Genomic DNA, 17663 nt, shown 5'->3' on the forward strand with positions numbered 1-17663 from the left:
CCGATAGTAGTTGGGGGATCGCCCCCTGCGAGGATAGGACGTTGCCACGCGAGTTGTGGAACCCAGTGATTGGGTTCCACTTTTTTATTGCCATTGTTTTTAAAATCGGTGATAATAGACTTATGCCGCTTTAGCTCAGAAGGTAGAGCGTTTCCATGGTAAGGAAGAGGTCGTTGGTTCAAATCCAATAAGCGGCTTAATGGAAAAACCAGTCTAAATGAAACTGACAGCTGGCAAAGCCAAGTGACAGTTGTTCAGGAGACTAAAGAAAACAACGTAAGTGAAAGGCACCCACACGAACCTAGTGCGAGTGCCTTTTACTTACGTTGTTGCAGATGGGTCCAAGCCCGCTCCAATTCTAAGTGATAATTGTTAAAGCCAATCTGGGTTAAGTGGCGTTCAGCGACATCTGGAGTAAAGTAAGCGATACGTTGTAACTCGGCATGCTGGGGTGTCAGATCGCTAAGTGACTGTGTTGTTTGAAAAGCAAACCACGCCTCGACCCAATGACTGTACGAGCGAATCCAGAAGTTATCCGCAGAAGTAACAGTTCGGTGAAAACCCAATTCTTCCGCCAGTTCACGTTGCATGCCTGCTTCAATCGTTTCGCCCGCCAAAACCGAGCCACCCGCTGAACAGTCCCAATAATTCGGAAAGTTTATTTTATCGGCAACCCGTTGTTGCAAGAGTACCGACCCAGCCGCGTTAAAAATAAAGGCGTCAACCACTAGATGAAACTCACCCGCAGCTAATGTTTCATGGCGCTGGCGGTCATCAATTCGCTGGAACTGGTGATTATAGATATCCCAATGTTCCGTTAACCGATCTGCCACCATACCGCTCATCTCCTACGTTAAGCCTACCACGTTTAGGCTTCATCGTAGCGCGTTATTTCAAATTGATGATTCTCGTATTTAGCCATATAAACGTCACGGATGTTATTGACGCCATGCTGTTTGAGTTGTTGCATTAGCCAATCTTCATCGTGATTCATTAGCTCTAATACATCTGCGTCAATTTGCCCATCCACGATAATGGGATAGCGGATAGATCCATCACCCTGACGTAGAATTGTGAGACTCCCATTCTGCTCGACAATTGCGCGTTTAACGTCATCAATCTGATAAACGCCCGCTGTTCGAAGCTTAAAGTCAATTTCTTTAGCGGATAGGTTTGCTTTTAAACAGTTATGGACGAGCAGGTGACCATTACGAATCACTGTAATCGGGCCACCATCAATGAATTTACCGACGGGGTGCACATGAATTTTGAGATAGCGCATGACTAGAATTAACAGTGACCAAATTAATAGAACAATGACGAACTGAATTAACGTAATTGAACTGTTGTAAATGACCCCACCGATGATTCCCCCTAATACATAGTTCTGAACTTGATCGATCGCTGAAGTTGGGGCTAAATTACCCTTACCAGTGAAGTTGATCAGAACGGTCATAAAAATAAAACCAACCACTAACTTAATGGCAACATCTGAATAATCGAACATGGGCTACTCCTTTACAAGCTTTATTTTAGGTTGATGTAACGTGACTTTCTCTATAAGGTATGCGGAATTATCGGAATTATAATCTAAGCGATAGTACCCGTCCGGCGCCTTAATCAGCAGATTGGTATTACTAGTCGTCGCATTGACTGCTAACTTTTTAGGGCTGACGCGCAGTTGCTGAGCGACATTAGTAACAATTCCCGTGATTTCGCCGGTTTGTTCACTGGCCGATCGCAAGGAGACCAGGCTGTTGATTTGCAATCCCAAAACGAGTAGTAGTAAGGTCCCGGTGATGATACTCAAATCCTTATATTTAACATTCCATCGGTGACGCAAGTAATAGAAGAATAACCCCATGAACGCGACTAACAGGGCAATTAGTAGCGCAATACGTAAATATTGCCACGTGCTGTGCTGTGTCGTGAGGTAATGATACGTATAAAATGTCATTATGTACTCCCTTCAATAGTTTCTAGGATATAGTTTATCACGAATTTTGCGTTTGACGATAGTGCTTGGCTCGAGGAAGCCAGGAGTTGAGCAGGCTATGAATACCTGGTTGGTAGCGAGATAACGGTAATGTTTTAAGGCGGGAGGCTAAGTCGTTGGCTTGTTCAAAGTCTCCAAAGTAGGCATTCCAAATGCATAAGCATAACTGCTGTGCAAGGGCACCGTCAGTGCTGAGATGATTCAGATAGCCAGCCTCGACTTGGTTTCTAAATGCCCGGGCAGCCGCATATTCTTGATGAACCAGTAAAACCTGTAGGGCAACGAGGTCAAAGCTCGAGCGACCATCCATGACATCAAATTGATCGGTGGTTGCGGTCACGTAGCGTTCACACGTGACGTGAAAGCGGCGAATGATTGCGGGCAGTGGTTCGTGTTTAAACCCTGCCAGTGCTAATAACACGGGCCCCATCTTCAGGTCTTGCAGCGTCCACGTTTTGGTGAACGTGAATTGCTGCCAAAGATGCGCCATGGCGGGACTGAGAACGACATGCTCGTGATCGAAAGCCACCAGTAACGTGGCTGCCATCACCGCCATCCGTTGTTCAGTGGGGTTATCACTGGCTTGGTAGCGCTGGGCTAAATGACTGAGCAACGGAAAGTTTTGTTGATCGTAAGCTAACATAATTTGACTGTTGAGATCGGTTGCGGTGTCGGGTTGATAGTCGTTTTGGATGAACCGAAACTCACCGGCACTAACGCCTAGCCGATCTAAGATTAAGAATAACTTGCTGGCCCCCAGATCATGCTGGCCGCTTTCTAAACGAATGGCAAATGATCGTGAAACGATGCCCTGGTAAATTTCCTTTTGCGTGAAGCCCTTAGCTAAACGGATTTGTTTAAGTGTACAACCGATTGTCTGCATCATGCAGTCCTCCTAACGATGGTACGTGGCAAATTTGCCACATATTATACGTCACATTTTTGATAAATACCAATACAATTAACCTTAACTTAAGCGCCAATACCGATTGGGCGGTGTTGACTGAGGAGGCGTATCAGATGGATACACAAGTTTCCAATCGTCAATCGGTTATACAAATTGTTAAGGCTGCCAGCAGTGATATTATGACGACACTAGGTGGAGACACATTTGGTTTTGCACTGGGGCTGATGCTACTACACACAACGCACTCGGCCATGAGTTTTGGGTTAGGCTCGATTATTTATCCGTTGGTCGGCCTATTGTTAGTGATCCCAGTAGGTAACCTAGTCGATCACCAGCCCCACCGACTACTAATTTTAGGGAGTAAATTAGCCGGTATCCTAGCATTCGCGTTATATGCACTACTGGTGCCATGGCTCAGCATGCCAATGTTATTAGCAGTAATGATGTTAACGATCGTTGCTTGTTGTGATAAGGTGACGACAACAGCTTTTACGGCAGCTGTACGGGAGCTAGTTAATCCGGCTCATATTAAGACCTTGGCGACTATTGAGCAGGCGGCGACTGCTACCATTCAGTTGGTTTCACCCATTATTGCAGCTGCTTTATACGCATGGATTGGGTTTGCTGGTATCGTGTGGATAGAATTGGGGATGGAAATTATTTCGGCCTTAATCGTACTAACTATGCGTTTTCATCCGGTTACTCGTTTGCTGGCAGATGACCACGCTAAGTCGCAATGGCAACAATTTCGGGTGGGATTATGCTATATTCGTGATCGCTTCACGTTGCGGACTATTGTTCTAGTGGGTATTTTACTGAATTTCTTATTCAGCTCAATTGATATTGGGTTGCCTTATGCGATTGTGCAAACTCGGCATCTTAGCAGTGCCCAATTAAGTTGGGTACTGAGTGCATTTGCCGCAGGTATCTTATTAGGTAATCTATTGTTAATGGTGCTGCCAACATTCAAACGGATCTTACGGCTGGTCTTAGGACTTGGGGCTGTCATTGGTCTACTCGTTGTTTTATTAGGAAGTGTCTTTTTAAGCGCGCTAAACGGTCAGTGGTTGATTGGACTACTAATCGGGTGGTCACTGCTGGTTGGGATTGTGTTAGCATTCATCAATACACCGATGTCAGTGTACATGCAGCTGACAGTTCCCACGGAGCTACTAGGTCGTGTGGATGCCACCTTTAGTACGCTCATGCAGTTGGCCTTACCACTTGGGACGCTGGTTTACGGTAGCCTATTTCAAGCCTGTGCGGCCGGGCCAGTCTATTTGGTAACGGGACTCGTCATTATCGGCTATCTCAGTTACAACATGTGGCGGATCCATCACAGCGTGGCAACCGAGCAAATTGGTAACGACGAGTGACGGGTCGTGCTAAACTGAACTTATGAAAGTCAAAGAAGGAGGACATTTCGGATGGCAGACTTTGATTGCATTGTGATTGGTGGTGGCCCCGGTGGGTTGGCCGCAGCGTATGGCTTACACGAACGTGGCCTGAAGATTGCTGTGGTTGAAAAAGATTTATGGGGCGGAACATGTCCCAATCGCGGGTGCGACCCGAAGAAAATTTTGATGGCGGCAGTTGAAGCTCAAGGACGAAGTGAAGCGTTGCAAGGTCATGGCTTAACCGGTGTACCACAAATTGACTGGTCGTCGTTGATGGCAACGAAACGGGCGTATACGGAGAAGATTCCAACGGGCACTCAGGGTGGCTTACAATCAGCTGGTATCGCCAACTATCATGGTGAAGCTAGTTTTGAGGCGGATGGTCACCTGACAGTGGGGGACACCCAACTGTCAGCGACGAATTTCATTATCGCAACGGGACAAGCTCCACGTATTCCCAATATTACGGGACAGGAATGGTTGCGTACCAGTAATGATTTCTTGGACCTAGATACACTGCCCGCAGATATTACGTTGATGGGGGCCGGATACGTTGGTATTGAATTGGCGGCCATTGCCAATGCTGCTGGTAGTCAGGTCCATCTAATCCATCATAGTGATCGGCCATTACGGGGGTTCGATGGTGAATTAGTAGCGGCTTTGTTGAAACGCTTAACGGCTGATGGCATAGATGTGCAATTGGACACGGATATCACGGCGGTAACGCCAGCTGATGATCAATATCAAGTGACCACCGCGAGTGGAAAGACCTGGGCAACTGGACTTGTATTTGCCACAGCTGGACGGCTTCCCGTAACGGCGGGATTGCATTTGGAACGTGTGAATGTGACGACCACGGCTCATGGTATTCAGGTGAATGATCATCTACAGACGACTAATCCACGGGTCTTTGCCTTGGGGGATGTCGTGGATCGTCCCCAGCCTAAGCTCACCCCAGTGGCGGGTTTTGAAGGACGTTATTTGACGCAAACGCTGGCCAAACAAGACCAACCAGCCATCACCTATCCTGTGATTCCAGCGGTCGTTTATGGTAAAACGCAATTGGCCCAACTGGGTGTCACACCAGCAACGGCGACTCAGCAGCCAGAGACCTATGCCGTTAGTGATTTGGATCTAACGTCATGGTATAGTTATCGACGAATTCAAGACGCTGATGCGCGAATCAAGATCGTGACAGAACGATCCACCCAACGGATTGTTGGGGCAACAATGTTGAGCAGTGAAGCAGAACAAGTCATCAACTACTTGGATTTTGTGATTCAAAATCAACTCACACCAACGGATATTGAGCAGGCTATTTTGGCTTACCCGACGTTGGCGTCTGACCTCACTTATTTTGGATAGTCATCATTAACTTTGGAGCCTGGGACAAAAGTCTCAGGCTTTTTTGCGTTCCCCAATATTGGATGTCAAAAGGTATGCCAGCTAATCACCAGTTGTCCCACTTATAAGGGCTTTAGTGAGCAAAACAAAAATGATAGGTCTATAATTTTAGTTAACCAGTGATTATCATCTGAATAACGGTAATGACTTTGAGAGGGGATGATATGTTATTCAATTTGATAACTTTAATTATGCTAAGAGAATTAGGCATGTTTCCGGATTACATAAACGTGAGGTCCATCTATGGGGAGAATTAGCTGTGGTTCTGTGTATTTTGATGTATGTCGCGTACATTCCAGAAATCGTGGCGAATTTTATGGGTCATCCAGTATCACCGTTGCAGCCATTTACGGCCGCAATTTGTGCCTTTGCCTGGGTGGAATATGGCTGGCACCGTGCGCATAAGGATTGGCCAATTATTATTTCAAATATTCCCGGAGTTGTTTTGGGGATCATTACGGTGGTAACGGTCTACATACATTAGATTATTTCCGAGAAATTAAAAGCGGTATCGACAAGGTGTCCATCCATTGTCGATGCCGCTTTTAATTTAGATTGACTGCTGGCAACTTGTAATGTCGCTAATACTAGAAGTTATATAAGTGGATGAGGTTACTAGAGTGAATTGAAATGCTCATATAGTAGTTATCTTTAGCTGGTATAAACGATTGATCTTTAATTTTAAAAGTTAGTATTTATGTTTCAGAATGGCTGGTTGTCAGGGGCTTACTGCGTGAAAGCACCTGAAAAATATAACAATATTAGTCCAGGAATTAATAAAATTATTCCCCAAATATATTGTTTAATCATGCTCGTATCACCAAAGAATAATCGAGTTTTTACAAAAAATTTAGCGAAAGTTATGCAGATAAGTGACAGTACCACAAATATTATACCTAATATTCTCATTTTATTTCCCCCTTATTAATAAAGGCAGTATACAGAAATTTGCTAGCGATGTATAACTCTTTTTGTGGAAAATATGGAAAATTACTTTTTAAAATAAGAAACATCGGTTTAGAAATTTTAGGCTGGTTAATTGTCATGTACTCTGTTGTCGGTGTCTGTTTTAGCGTATGATAGAACGTATCAATTTCAAAAGGAGGGGTCCGGATGACATTTCTGGGTGTGTTATGTTTAATTCTGGTGCTAACCACATTGGCAGGCCATTTGGCTAATCGATTGGGTGTGCCGGCGGTTATCGGCGAACTGGTTGTAGGGATCATCTTAGGTCCGGCCATGCTGAATTGGATTCAGCTAAATAGCCTAGTAAGTTTATTTGCCAATATTGGTGTTGTAATTTTAATGTTTCTGGGAGGGCTGGAGAGTAATCTACAGTTATTGATGAAGTATTTGCGCCCAGCAATCATCGTGGCGACCTCCGGTGTTATTTTTCCGGTTGTATTAATGGGAGCGGCCGCCTGGTGGTGGGGCTTTTCACCATTGGAGGCATTGTTCATCGGGGTGATTTTCTCGGCGACGTCCGTTTCGATCTCAGTGGCGGTACTCAAGGAATATCATGCATTGACCAGTCGAGAAGGGGCGACAATTTTAGGGGCCGCAGTGGCTGATGACATCATTGGCGTCGTTTTATTGTCACTGATGATTAGTCTACTGGCCAGTCAGGGTATCCAAACGGCCGGACATCATCCAGCCCTAGCCATTGTGTTGTTAGAGCAGGTGGCCTTTTTCGGTGGCACTTATATTCTCGTAAAATGGTTAGCTCCGTATCTGATGCATTTAAGCGAGCGACTGGTGATGGCGTCCAGTGTGACTATTATGTCGATGGTCATTTGTCTCGGGATGGCTTGGATTGCGGACTTAGTGGGACTAAGTGGCGCAATTGGTGCGTTTTTTGCCGGCATTGCGGTGGCCCACACCCCATATCGAGCGGTGTTGGCCGATCACGTTGAACCCTTGGGAAATGCTATTTTTATTCCAGTTTTTTTCGTCAGTGTAGGGTTGAACATGACCTTGGATCACTTTGCTGAAAATCTGGGACTGATTCTTATTTTGACTTTATTAGCGTGTCTTAGCAAGTTGGTTGGTTGCGGTTTGGGAGCCCGACTCAGCGGATTCACGGGAACGAGTAGTACGGTCATTGGTACGGGGATGATTGCCCGTGGTGAGATGGGGTTAATTACCGCTCAGATTGGTCATCAGGCGGGATTACTACAAGGCAGCGACTATTCCGCAATGATTTTAGTCATCATTTTGGCGACCGTGTTAGCACCGTTATTGTTAAAGCAAACGTTAAAACGATTACCACAGAAACCATTACAATCGATTAACTAATTAGTGATGTAGCTAGAGAGACTCCTATTGGAGGCTCTCTTTTTTTATAGCAAAGTTGTCGACTATTGAAAAAATATTTTTAGGTTAACGTTTTCCCAACCGATACACCGCTGTCAATGGCTTTATGGAACTTCGTTGCTTTTGTTTGCCTTAAAAACGTAATGAAAGCGTTTGACAATTATTGGGAAAACGTTTACCATAACATCGTGAAATCACCAACTGGATTTTAGTGAATGACAGGATGATGGAGGCTTGAAAATGGCAGATAGAACCGTAATTGATGCAGCAGTTTTTGCCCAAGCATTTGCCAGTGCGGCAGCTCAGGCAGGGATTGAGACGAAACAGGTGACTCCCGCGGCTAAAAAATATTTATTAAGTTATCTAACCGCCTTTTACTTGGCTAATGATTTTAATCAAGCGGAAGCTCAAAATTTTGCGACGACTTCAGAGGTTAAATTTAAAGATATGAGTTTTGAACAGCTACTCGAGCGTATCAGTCAGCTTAATCAATATTAGGGGGAAGCTCACATGACAGTTATTTTAAACACATGGATTTTTGAGGCATTGGTCAAACAGGGAATCTCTCAGACAGCACTGATGCAACGGGTCGCTGACCTTGGCGCCGATGGCATTGAGGTACGTCGTGAATATTTCCGGGATTTACCACACGAAACAGCGGCCATTGGTCGGCTAGCACAGCGGCTGGGATTAACGGTGAACTACAGTGTCCCCGATGATGTATTTACGGCTACTGGTGCATTCAATCCACAATTAGCCACTTACTTTGCTGAGGGTCAGACCATGGGAATTAGTAAAATCAAATTCAACACAGGACACTTCGACCGGTTTACTGGAGATTTAGCTGCTGAATTGTCAGCGCTTCCACTCGACCAAATTGAAATGAATGTGGAAAATGACCAGACAACGGTTTCTGGAACGGTACCAGCCATCACAGCTTTTCTCAAAGCAGCGCAGCAGGCAACACCGGCCAATATTGGCTATGTCTATGACTTGGGTAATTGGGCATTCACGCATGGTGATGCCGCAGCTAGCGCCCAGGCTCTAGAGCCATATACGAACTACATTCATTTGAAAAACACCGAGGATCAGGCTGGTCAGTTAGTAACGACGGCGGATTTGGATACGGGAATGTATGATTGGCGACAATTATTGACGCTTTTACCCCATGATGTGCCAGTTGCTTTGGAGTATCCAATGGAGACGGATGCGGCAATTACCCAACAACTCCAGCTACTACGTGCGGAAGTGGGTGATTAAGATGGCCTCCACGATGAGCGCGGTTTTGCTGTTATTGACCTTTGTTGGATTTATTTACTACATCGTCAAAGGGGGAAACCTGATGATTGGTTTCTTCGTGATGGCGATTCTCTGGGCCGTGATTGGTCAAATTCCGGCCGACCAAGTGATTCAAAAAGTTTTTGCCGAGCCAGCCTTAAATTATGGTCCCACGATTATTTACATTATCTTTGGTTCCTGGTTCGGTCGAGTCTTAGTTGATAGTGGCATTGCCCCAGCAATCTCTGAAGCAACGAATAGGGTAGGCAAAAAGCGGCCATTACTTGCCGTCTTATTGGTCTTAATCGTGACGGCTTTTATCTTTGTGAGTGCTTATGGTGTGGGGTCGGTGATTGCTATTGGTGTTATCCTACTGCCGATCATGTTGTCAGTGGGATTGCCACGAGACATTGCACTATCAGCATTTTCGATGGCCATTGGGGCGCCAATGTATTTAAACGTGGTGCTGTATAACCAGATCAAGGCTTTCTTTCCCAAAGCACAATACGGCGGGACCTATTTGATCTTTGGTGTTTGTGCAACATTGGTCCAATTACTGGCGGTGATGCTCTTTATCTTCTGGCATCGTAAAAAAATCGATCCGTCAAAAGCCGATGAGAATCTAAAAATCATTGGTGCCGAAACGCAGCAAGCCACCGATGTTCGGGTGCCTAAGCTCGCTTTTGTTGTGCCGATTATCCCCGTATTGATGAACATGCTATTCAAATGGGATGCGATTCCAGCCTTAACCTTAGCGACGCTACTAGCGATGTTATTAACCGGTAAGTTTAAGGGGTATCAGAAGTTTGTCACTTTTTTAAACGATACGATTAAACAAGCAATCAGCGATATTGCCGGATTGATTATGTTCTTAATGGCGTTAATCATGTTCAGCGGTGCTGCTTCAATGGATGCTGTACGGTTTAGGCCCTTATTTGAGGCTGTCTTACCACACAATATGCTGATTCTCGCGTTGGCCTTTGGTGTCTTGGCGCCGTTGGCCTTATTCCGGGGACCATTTCACGTGTGGGGTGCCGGAGCAGCGACCGCAGCCGTTTTATCTGGAATTGGCTTGTTCTCAGATGCGTTCTTGTTACCGCTACTTTATGTACCAACACTATTAGCGGTCTCAACAGATATTACACAATCTTGGAATGTCTGGGGACTGGATTACATGAAAGTTCAAACCCGGGATTTCTTAAAACACGGGGTACCCATCATGTGGGGCGTGTCGATTATTAATGAACTACTAGTTTATTGCTTCTTTGGTTAAACATGGTAGAAAAGGAGAACACAACGATGAGTGAAATATTAACGATTGGCGAACCGATTGTCACGTTCGCTTCTAAAGAACCGGATGTTTCTTTGCGTGATGCTTTAGAATTCCACAAAATTTTGGGCGGAGCCGAATTAAACGTTGCCATTGGGGCACAACGATTAGGCCATTCCGTCGATTACATTTCTCAAGTGGGTGAAGAACCCCTTGGCGATTACGTCATTAAGACCATTAAGGAGCATCACGTGGGAACGCGCTACATTACTCGGGATGCGGATTACTGGACGGCGTTTCAATTGAAAGATCGAGTGACGCAAGGTAATCCTACGACGCAGAATTATCGACGGGGGTCAGCGGCTGCACATTTAACGCCAGCGGTGGTCGATCAAATTGACTTGACCGATGTGCGGGCAGCCCATATGTCCGGGATTTTCCCAGCTATTTCGGCAACTGCTGAAGCGGCGTTTCGCACATTACTTAAGCGATTAGAGGCGGCTAATATCTTAACCACCTTCGACCCCAATCTCCGACCAACGCTGTGGCCTAGTCGTGACAAGATGGTGACAACGCTAAATGAATTGGCTGGACATGCCGAGATTGTTTTGCCAGGGGTTGAAGAGGGGAAAATCTTGATGGGATCGACCGATCCAGAAAAGATTGCCGACTTTTACCTGCGGGGGGCGCGAACTAAAGTGGTTATTGTCAAGGTGGGCCCAGCCGGAGCCTACGTCAAGCAGCAATCGGGTGAAAGCTATACGGTCACCGGATTTAAGGTTGCTCAGGTTGCTGACACCGTTGGTGCGGGTGATGGGTTTGCCATGGGCGTCTTGACGGCGCTTCTAGAACATAAATCATTACGTTCGGCAGTGATGCGAGGAAACGCAGTAGGTGCCTTACAGGTCCAAACGTATGGTGATAACGATGGCTACCCGACACCAGCTGGCTTACAAGCATTTTATCAACAAGAAGGAGTTGTCGAAGACTAATGGATTTACAAGTTGCAATTGATCGGGTCACGTTGGATAAGGCGATTGACCTGGCTAAACAGTTAGACACACAGGTTGATGTGATTGAGTTTGGCACATCATTGATTAAGGATTATGGTTTGGTACAGATTCACGCGCAGCTCCCTAAGCTCCAGCATGCCAAACTATTACTCGACCTAAAGACCATTGATGAGGGTGAGTATGAATTTGACAAGGGATTTGCAACGGGAGATATTCTCACGGCGATGGGCGCTGCTTCAGCCGATACGCTGACAAAAGTATACGCATTGTCCCAGTCACGAGGAAAGCAATTGTTTATTGATATGATGGAGATTACGGCCGATAAGACGGCTCAGATCGTGAATCATCCGGCGGCAATTTATGGCATTCATCATGCCAAGGATTCTAAAGCGGGGTTTGATGCGGCTGCTACCGTTGCTGCCTTTCATGAAGACTATCCGATGGTTCAGCACATCTCTGTAGCCGGTGGAATTGATTTAGCTATGGCCCAGAAGTTAGCGACTCAAGGAATTGCTGAATCGGTTATTGTGGGAAGCGCGATTGTTAAGACAGCCGATCCAGTGGCTGCCGCGCAAAAATTTATGGAGGTTATGCACAAATGACATTGATTGATCAGGTTACCCAAGAAGTGAATGAAGTTATGGGCATGATTGACGAAAGTCAGTTAGATCAAGCGGAAAAATTGATTCAAAAGGATCGGCGAATCTTTGTGCTGGGGGCCGGTCGCTCTGGCTTAATGGCAAAAGGGTTTGCGATGCGGCTGATGCATATTGGCTATACGGTGTTTGTAATTGGTGAAACGATTACGCCGTCAATTCAAGCTGGGGATGTATTATTGGCAGTTTCCGGTTCCGGGAAGACAGCCAGCATTTTGGAACTGGCTGAAAAGGCTGCCGCGAGTGGCGTGACGGTGATTGCGGTTACCAGCCATGCAGATTCGCCGTTAGGAAAGGTGGGCCAAGCGGTGATTGTGGTTCCCGGTGCAACCAAGACTGGGGACGGTGTTAAATCGATTCAGCTATTGAGCACGTTATTTGATCAGAGTGTTCACTTAACGTTAGATGTTTTATGTTTGAAGTTAAGTCGGCGTGATAAGGTATCTAATGACGCGGCGGCCGCCACACATAGTAATATGGAATAATATCTGACTAACAGGCAACGCATACGGGGGCGTTGCCTGTTTTTTGTCGTTAAGAAACTTTTCCAGCGGCGCCTTTTTCTGGTAGACTAAAACAATAAGCTGATGAACGGTTCAGCTATAAATCCGGGTTAATGGGGCGAATGAAACGATGGCACGTAAAGCGAATAAAAATGCAAATATTAAGGATGTTGCGGCGTTGGCCGGCGTTTCGATTGCGACCGTCTCACGGTTTTTGAATGGCAATCTTGGTCGAATGTCGGCAGCGACAGCCACTAAAGTGCAAGAGGCCATTACGAAGCTCAACTACGTGCCCAACTCAGTGGCGCGACAGATGATTACCCAATCCAGCAAACTGATTGCGGTCATTGTTGCTAACATTGATGATTACTTTTCTACAGAGTTGTTTAAGGGAATTAGTTCTATCTTGGAAAGTAGAGGGTATATTGGGGTATTGTTCGATGCCAATGCCGATATTGAACGGGAAAAGACACTTCTACGGGCGATTGGGTCGCGGGGGTTTGATGGGTTAATCTTACAATCGTTTAGTAATCCCCAGACGGTTCAAGAAATTTTGCATCAGCAGATGCCGGTTGTGAGTGTCGACCGGGAAATGGATGCTTGTCCTTGGCCGCAAGTGGTGACGGATAATTTTGAAGCGGCTAAGGCGGCGACAACGGCCTTTCGACAGCAAGGCTATCAGCACGTGGTCGTGTTGACTTCTGAATTGGAACTTAGTCGCACCCGACAGGAACGGTATCGGGGCATTCTGGCGGCGGCCCAGGATGTGGATGTCTTGGAAGTCTCGGAATCCTCGTACAACCATAGTGAGGTGCATCAGCGGTTAACCCAGTTGATTACTCAAAATGATCAGAAAACAGTGGCATTTGCGCTGAAGGAACGCTGGTTATTGGAATTTTTCCCGAATTTAATTATTTCCGGACTGATTGATAATCAAACTGTGACAGCCACGGGTTTTGCCGATACGGACTTTATTCGGCGAATGGAACCGAAGTTGACGCTGATTACGCAGAATCCCTTTCTCATGGGTGCCAGCTCGGCTGAAATAATGTTGCGACAATTGGCGGGCGAAAAAGTAGCACCAGAAAAAATGGTGATCCCAGCAAAATTACAGTAAAAAAGTTGGCCCTTTCAGCAACAGGAAAAGGCCAACTTTTTTTAAAATGATTTGTTATTTTATTGGGATGATGCCCAGAGAAACTAGCCAGGTAAGGCTGCCAATGACGAGCCAGATAAGATAAAAGATAGCGAGTCCCTGTTGATAGTGAGGAAGCCCCCGCCAGCCATGGGCACGTAAACGGCTGATTGTCAGCCCAGTCATTATGAGGCTGAGCACGCCCATCATTAACAGACCGAAAAGAATAAATACATCTGGATGAAAGGGGTCATTCTGAGCTAATGCCACACTGCCATCGATGATTAAGAACAACGGGAATCCGAGACATAATCCGTTAATTCCCAGTTCCAACCACATCCGTCGCTTAGTTATATGCATCTTGACATCTCCCTCTACAGTCAGTATACCATGGACTTTTTTCGGTAAATAGGACTTGCTTTCGCACTAATAGACGCGTAAATTAAAGCGCAGGGAAGTTATATAGGAGGAAAATCATGCATAAATCTGCTTTTTTGATTGGTCTGGGAGCTTTGGCTTTGGCGTTAGGGGTCACCGATCTGACATCTGCTCAGGCGGCAACGTGGCATGCGGGAACACCTAAGGTCATGCGCCATACGTGGTTTTATAATGGTAAAGGGGATAATAAGGCCTATATCACATACACCAAGACTAAAAGTACCGGAAATCTCTTTGGGTTAGACGCAACAACTGACCGGTATTATCGGTTACCCGGGTATGGGCTGAAGAAGCTGAAATATCAGTCTTTAGGGCATCACATCTACCAACTGTCTGGCATTCAGTATTCGCCAGCTGGACAAACGGTTCAGTTTGATGGTCAGCGAATGACGTATAAAGTTAAGGTGACAGCTAAGCAATTACATTTTTACAAGGGTTATCACAATTATGTTCGTCAGGTAAAGTTTACTACGACGAAGACACCGGCAGCTTTGAAGTAAAGTCGGCTTAGGCTGGCAATAAAAACCCGTCCACTATAACCAATCGAGGTTACAGTGGACGGGTTTAGTGTTGTCCGGGGTCGGAATTATTTCCTGGAAAACGTTCGTAGCAATTAATTCTGAAATTCATGTTCAATCTGTAAGTCTGCTTGCGGAATCTTACCAGAGGCAATCAGAGGGGATGCAGCACCGATGCATAGTAGTGTCAGGTGATGCATGGCTCGTGATGCGATGGTATACAGCGTCCCGGTTAATTGCTCATCTGGGTAATTTTCGGCGGAGACATTGTAGGCGATAACGCTATCGAACTCTAAGCCTTTGGCCAGGTAGATAGGTAAGACCACAACACCCTTAGGCAGTGATCGGTCGGTATCCGTTAACCGGGTTAGATCAAAGTCGGCATGGAGCTTTTGGTACACGAGCTTGGCTTCAGCCGTACTTTTTGTCAGAATGGCGACCGTTCCATTGGTTGCTAATTCTAATTTAAGTTCGTGAGCCAAGGCTTTGAACGCCGCTGCTTCATCGTAGCGAATGACCACTTTGGGCAGGTCGCCCGGCCGGTTAAAGGCTTCAATCTGATCACCATCGGGGAGTAAAGCCTTCGCGAAGGTTGTGATGGGTAACGTTGAGCGGTAGGAGCGTCGCAAGGTGATCAGACGCGAGCGCTTGATATTTAGTGCGGCATTGAGTTTTTTGAGAATACTTTCCGGCGATTCAACGGCTTTGAATAAGGCCTGTTCGCTGTCGCCCAATAAGGTGAGCTTGGCTCGTGGAAAGGCGTGTTGTAAATAAATAAGTTGCGCCATGGAGTAATCTTGCATTTCATCGACAAATAAATGCTGCATGCGGTGATTAGCACCACCGCCAATTAAAATATCACGAAGGTACAATAGTGGGGCAGCATCCGTTAAGGCGAGATGGTGAAATTCGATATCATGTTGGTAACTCGCGATGGCGTCTTGCCAGTCAGTAGAGGTGACATCTTCTGGTAACGGACACTGTTTCAAAAAGGCAGTGTATTGGCTATACGCGTCTAAAAAGTACCCATTATAAATAGCGTCATCGACTTGTCGCAAGCGTCGGCGAACGATTTGCCGAGCGATGTAGTCGATCTCATCGTCGAGCTGTTCAAATTTACCTAAGTGTTTTTCGCCTAAGAGGTTGTGATAGTCCTCGTCACTGAGTTGGTCGATGGTGTCGTGAACCCAGTCGGCCTTGGCTTCTTCAGCGATCCGATGCTTCAAGCGCTTTTCCAATTCATTTTTGGTACGCAAGAAGCGATCAGCTGGTGCTGCCGCAGTTGGAAATTGGCGATAGATATCACGAATTTCTTCTTTTGAAAAGAACACCCGACCATGAAACCGGATATCCGTAAACAGTAAATCATCAGCCGTACATTGATGACAGTACTCGTTGATAGCCGTCATTAAGGCAGCACTTTCTTGGAAGTTTCGTAAGGAGAGGTTTACGGGATGTTGCTGATCAGTTTCGTAACGGTCGAATTGCGTTTGCACCGTTAAGCCTTGGAACCGTTGCGTTAGAAACTCGGCTAAGGTGACTTGGCGCATGTTGCGCTCACCGAGGCTGGGTAGAACATCACTAATGTAGTGGCTGAACAACCGATTGGGCGAGAATAAGACGATCTGATCGGCCTCAAGATCGCGCCGACTGTGATATAACAGGAAGGCAATCCGCTGTAAAATGGCCGATGTCTTACCAGAGCCGGCAACCCCTTGGACCACTAAGAGGTCACTGCGGGTGTCACGAATAATATCGTTTTGTTCCCGTTGGATGGTTGCCACAATATTTTGCATGGTGGCGTCGTTTTGCTCACCCAAGGCGTGCTGCAGCATTTCATCTCCAACGGTTTCGTTGGTGTCAAACATACTTTCAATTTGACCATCTTGAATCAGAAACTGTCGCTTCTTGAGTAGCTTGGTCTGCTGGTCACCAGCTGGGGTGTGATAAGCGACCTGTCCTAAGACCCCATTGTAATAAATACTAGAAATAGGGGCACGCCAGTCATAAACTAAGAAATTTTGATCGTCATCAACGAACGAGGCAGTGCCAATGTAAAGTGACTCGCTGTCGGTTTCACCGGGATCTTGGATATCGATGCGACCAAAGTACGGAGATTTTTGTAAGTTTTTAAACGTATCTAATTGATCTTGAATGATATTTTGATTTTCAGTTAAACGAGAAACTAATGCCCGTTGTTGCTGGAGTTCGGCACTGGTTTCGATTCGGTCATCGACTTCGAACCAGTTAACCGAGGTGTTTTCGCTGTAATTTTGCAACACGTTACGTAGTTCTTGATGGGCCGCTTGGTAGTCCGCATCGGTTTTGGCGATGCGTTGACCAATGGCGTGAGCAACCTGGTCAACACGCTGTTGTTCTTGTGCTTCTTCGCTGGTGGTCAAACTGACCGCCTCCTTTGGATAGGCTAAAGTGCCTAACAAGTTTAGTCATATTTGGGGAGTGTGTCAAACGATTGCGCCTAGTTTATTTTAATAAGTTTTTTGGCATAGGATTGCCTGTCTTAGGACTTACGATAAATGAGTACATTTGTCGAGATTGCCCGCCCTCTGGTCGTAGCAAATGGGCTGGAACGTACCGGACACGACTTTAAGCCAAGAAGATCACTTGTCTCAAAGCTCGGTCTTATCCTAAGCGCGCTAAACCCGCTCACTAAGGATAACGACGGTACTGAGCCCATTTGCCACTTCCCGTCGGGCTACTGTGGCGTGGTGTGGTCACGTTGGTTAAACCTTAAGTCCGATTAGAACAATTATATTTAGCTGTTTTGGAAGTATTAACCTAATTATTTGTGATCGTTGGTATTGTTGTACTGGC

General features: G+C 46.0%; 18 protein-coding genes and 1 tRNA gene. 13 read left to right on the forward strand and 6 right to left on the reverse strand.

The window, feature by feature from the left end; genetic code table 11:
- Positions 1 to 124: 124 nt before the first annotated feature.
- Positions 125 to 197: transfer RNA gene (locus tag FC61_RS11455), tRNA-Thr, on the forward strand.
- Between the two features lie 120 nt (positions 198 to 317).
- Here FC61_RS11455 and FC61_RS11460 read toward each other — a convergent pair.
- Genes FC61_RS11460 through FC61_RS11475 form a run of 4 tightly spaced genes read right to left on the reverse strand, consistent with a single transcriptional unit; the run spans position 318 to position 2882 of the window.
- Complete coding sequence (locus tag FC61_RS11460) at positions 318 to 836, reverse strand: NUDIX hydrolase (protein WP_035463994.1); 519 nt, start codon at positions 834 to 836, stop codon at positions 318 to 320.
- A 32-nt stretch (positions 837 to 868) separates the two neighbouring features.
- Positions 869 to 1507 (reverse strand): DUF421 domain-containing protein, encoded by a 639-nt coding sequence (locus FC61_RS11465; protein ID WP_021740878.1) that lies wholly within the window; start codon positions 1505 to 1507, stop codon positions 869 to 871.
- Positions 1508 to 1510: 3 nt separating this feature from the next.
- Positions 1511 to 1957, reverse strand: coding sequence for a DUF3290 domain-containing protein (locus FC61_RS11470; protein ID WP_011667215.1), 447 nt, complete (start codon positions 1955 to 1957; stop codon positions 1511 to 1513).
- Between the two features lie 37 nt (positions 1958 to 1994).
- The gene (locus FC61_RS11475) at positions 1995 to 2882 is read right to left on the reverse strand and encodes a helix-turn-helix domain-containing protein (protein WP_021740879.1); all 888 of its coding nucleotides are present in this window, start codon (positions 2880 to 2882) and stop codon (positions 1995 to 1997) included.
- A gap of 134 nt (positions 2883 to 3016) precedes the next feature.
- Between FC61_RS11475 and FC61_RS11480 the strand changes: the two genes are divergently transcribed.
- From FC61_RS11480 to FC61_RS11535, 11 genes are all read left to right on the forward strand, one after another.
- Positions 3017 to 4279, forward strand: coding sequence for an MFS transporter (locus FC61_RS11480; protein WP_035463998.1), 1263 nt, complete (start codon positions 3017 to 3019; stop codon positions 4277 to 4279).
- A gap of 51 nt (positions 4280 to 4330) precedes the next feature.
- Entirely contained in the window at positions 4331 to 5665 is a 1335-nt protein-coding gene (locus tag FC61_RS11485) for a dihydrolipoyl dehydrogenase family protein (RefSeq protein ID WP_021740881.1), read from the forward strand.
- Between the two features lie 241 nt (positions 5666 to 5906).
- Positions 5907 to 6188 carry a membrane protein gene (locus tag FC61_RS11490; protein ID WP_035464000.1) on the forward strand — a complete coding sequence of 94 codons (282 nt, stop codon included), beginning with the start codon at positions 5907 to 5909 and terminating at the stop codon, positions 6186 to 6188.
- A 629-nt stretch (positions 6189 to 6817) separates the two neighbouring features.
- Complete coding sequence (locus FC61_RS11500; protein ID WP_011667221.1) at positions 6818 to 7999, forward strand: cation:proton antiporter; 1182 nt, start codon at positions 6818 to 6820, stop codon at positions 7997 to 7999.
- A gap of 258 nt (positions 8000 to 8257) precedes the next feature.
- Positions 8258 to 8515, forward strand: a complete 258-nt coding sequence (locus FC61_RS11505; protein WP_021740885.1) for a hypothetical protein — start codon at positions 8258 to 8260, stop codon at positions 8513 to 8515.
- A 12-nt stretch (positions 8516 to 8527) separates the two neighbouring features.
- Positions 8528 to 9277: a sugar phosphate isomerase/epimerase family protein gene (locus FC61_RS11510; RefSeq protein WP_021740886.1), complete on the forward strand. Its 750-nt coding sequence runs from the start codon at positions 8528 to 8530 to the stop codon at positions 9275 to 9277.
- Position 9278: 1 nt separating this feature from the next.
- On the forward strand, positions 9279 to 10568 hold the full coding sequence (locus tag FC61_RS11515; protein ID WP_035464002.1) for a hypothetical protein: 1290 nt from the start codon (positions 9279 to 9281) through the stop codon (positions 10566 to 10568).
- 26 nt (positions 10569 to 10594) lie between these two features.
- Positions 10595 to 11557, forward strand: coding sequence for a sugar kinase (locus FC61_RS11520; RefSeq protein ID WP_035464004.1), 963 nt, complete (start codon positions 10595 to 10597; stop codon positions 11555 to 11557).
- On the forward strand, positions 11557 to 12180 hold the full coding sequence (locus tag FC61_RS11525; RefSeq protein ID WP_021740889.1) for an orotidine 5'-phosphate decarboxylase / HUMPS family protein: 624 nt from the start codon (positions 11557 to 11559) through the stop codon (positions 12178 to 12180). Before FC61_RS11520 ends, FC61_RS11525 begins: the two co-directional genes overlap by 1 nt.
- Entirely contained in the window at positions 12177 to 12719 is a 543-nt protein-coding gene (hxlB, locus tag FC61_RS11530) for a 6-phospho-3-hexuloisomerase (protein WP_021740890.1), read from the forward strand. The genes FC61_RS11525 and hxlB overlap by 4 nt, the downstream gene beginning before the upstream one ends.
- A 148-nt stretch (positions 12720 to 12867) precedes the next feature.
- Positions 12868 to 13854 (forward strand): LacI family DNA-binding transcriptional regulator, encoded by a 987-nt coding sequence (locus tag FC61_RS11535; protein WP_011667228.1) that lies wholly within the window; start codon positions 12868 to 12870, stop codon positions 13852 to 13854.
- Between the two features lie 54 nt (positions 13855 to 13908).
- On the opposite strand, the gene FC61_RS11540 is transcribed toward FC61_RS11535, so the two are convergent.
- The gene (locus FC61_RS11540; protein WP_011667229.1) at positions 13909 to 14232 is read right to left on the reverse strand and encodes a hypothetical protein; all 324 of its coding nucleotides are present in this window, start codon (positions 14230 to 14232) and stop codon (positions 13909 to 13911) included.
- Between the two features lie 116 nt (positions 14233 to 14348).
- On the opposite strand from FC61_RS11540, the gene FC61_RS11545 reads away from it, so the two are divergent.
- Positions 14349 to 14810, forward strand: a complete 462-nt coding sequence (locus FC61_RS11545; RefSeq protein ID WP_021740892.1) for a hypothetical protein — start codon at positions 14349 to 14351, stop codon at positions 14808 to 14810.
- 113 nt (positions 14811 to 14923) lie between these two features.
- Here FC61_RS11545 and helD read toward each other — a convergent pair whose 3' ends face one another.
- Positions 14924 to 17230 (reverse strand): RNA polymerase recycling motor HelD, encoded by a 2307-nt coding sequence (helD, locus tag FC61_RS11550; RefSeq protein WP_035464006.1) that lies wholly within the window; start codon positions 17228 to 17230, stop codon positions 14924 to 14926.
- Between the last annotated feature and the right edge of the window lie 433 nt (positions 17231 to 17663).

The sequence above is a fragment of the Levilactobacillus brevis ATCC 14869 = DSM 20054 genome (assembly GCF_001433855.1).
GTDB classification, from domain to species: Bacteria; Bacillota; Bacilli; order Lactobacillales; family Lactobacillaceae; genus Levilactobacillus; species Levilactobacillus brevis.

Bases quoted from the DNA above. Each gene is read 5' to 3' on its own strand.
- FC61_RS11460 (WP_035463994.1), bottom strand. From the start codon at position 836: ATGGTGGCAGATCGGTTAACGGAACATTGGGATATCTATAATCACCAG.
- FC61_RS11465 (WP_021740878.1), bottom strand. From the start codon at position 1,507: ATGTTCGATTATTCAGATGTTGCCATTAAGTTAGTGGTTGGTTTTATT.
- FC61_RS11470 (WP_011667215.1), bottom strand. From the start codon at position 1,957: ATGACATTTTATACGTATCATTACCTCACGACACAGCACAGCACGTGG.
- FC61_RS11475 (WP_021740879.1), bottom strand. From the start codon at position 2,882: ATGATGCAGACAATCGGTTGTACACTTAAACAAATCCGTTTAGCTAAG.
- FC61_RS11480 (WP_035463998.1), top strand. From the start codon at position 3,017: ATGGATACACAAGTTTCCAATCGTCAATCGGTTATACAAATTGTTAAG.
- FC61_RS11485 (WP_021740881.1), top strand. From the start codon at position 4,331: ATGGCAGACTTTGATTGCATTGTGATTGGTGGTGGCCCCGGTGGGTTG.
- FC61_RS11500 (WP_011667221.1), top strand. From the start codon at position 6,818: ATGACATTTCTGGGTGTGTTATGTTTAATTCTGGTGCTAACCACATTG.
- FC61_RS11505 (WP_021740885.1), top strand. From the start codon at position 8,258: ATGGCAGATAGAACCGTAATTGATGCAGCAGTTTTTGCCCAAGCATTT.
- FC61_RS11510 (WP_021740886.1), top strand. From the start codon at position 8,528: ATGACAGTTATTTTAAACACATGGATTTTTGAGGCATTGGTCAAACAG.
- FC61_RS11515 (WP_035464002.1), top strand. From the start codon at position 9,279: ATGGCCTCCACGATGAGCGCGGTTTTGCTGTTATTGACCTTTGTTGGA.
- FC61_RS11520 (WP_035464004.1), top strand. From the start codon at position 10,595: ATGAGTGAAATATTAACGATTGGCGAACCGATTGTCACGTTCGCTTCT.
- FC61_RS11525 (WP_021740889.1), top strand. From the start codon at position 11,557: ATGGATTTACAAGTTGCAATTGATCGGGTCACGTTGGATAAGGCGATT.
- hxlB (WP_021740890.1), top strand. From the start codon at position 12,177: ATGACATTGATTGATCAGGTTACCCAAGAAGTGAATGAAGTTATGGGC.
- FC61_RS11535 (WP_011667228.1), top strand. From the start codon at position 12,868: ATGGCACGTAAAGCGAATAAAAATGCAAATATTAAGGATGTTGCGGCG.
- FC61_RS11540 (WP_011667229.1), bottom strand. From the start codon at position 14,232: ATGCATATAACTAAGCGACGGATGTGGTTGGAACTGGGAATTAACGGA.
- FC61_RS11545 (WP_021740892.1), top strand. From the start codon at position 14,349: ATGCATAAATCTGCTTTTTTGATTGGTCTGGGAGCTTTGGCTTTGGCG.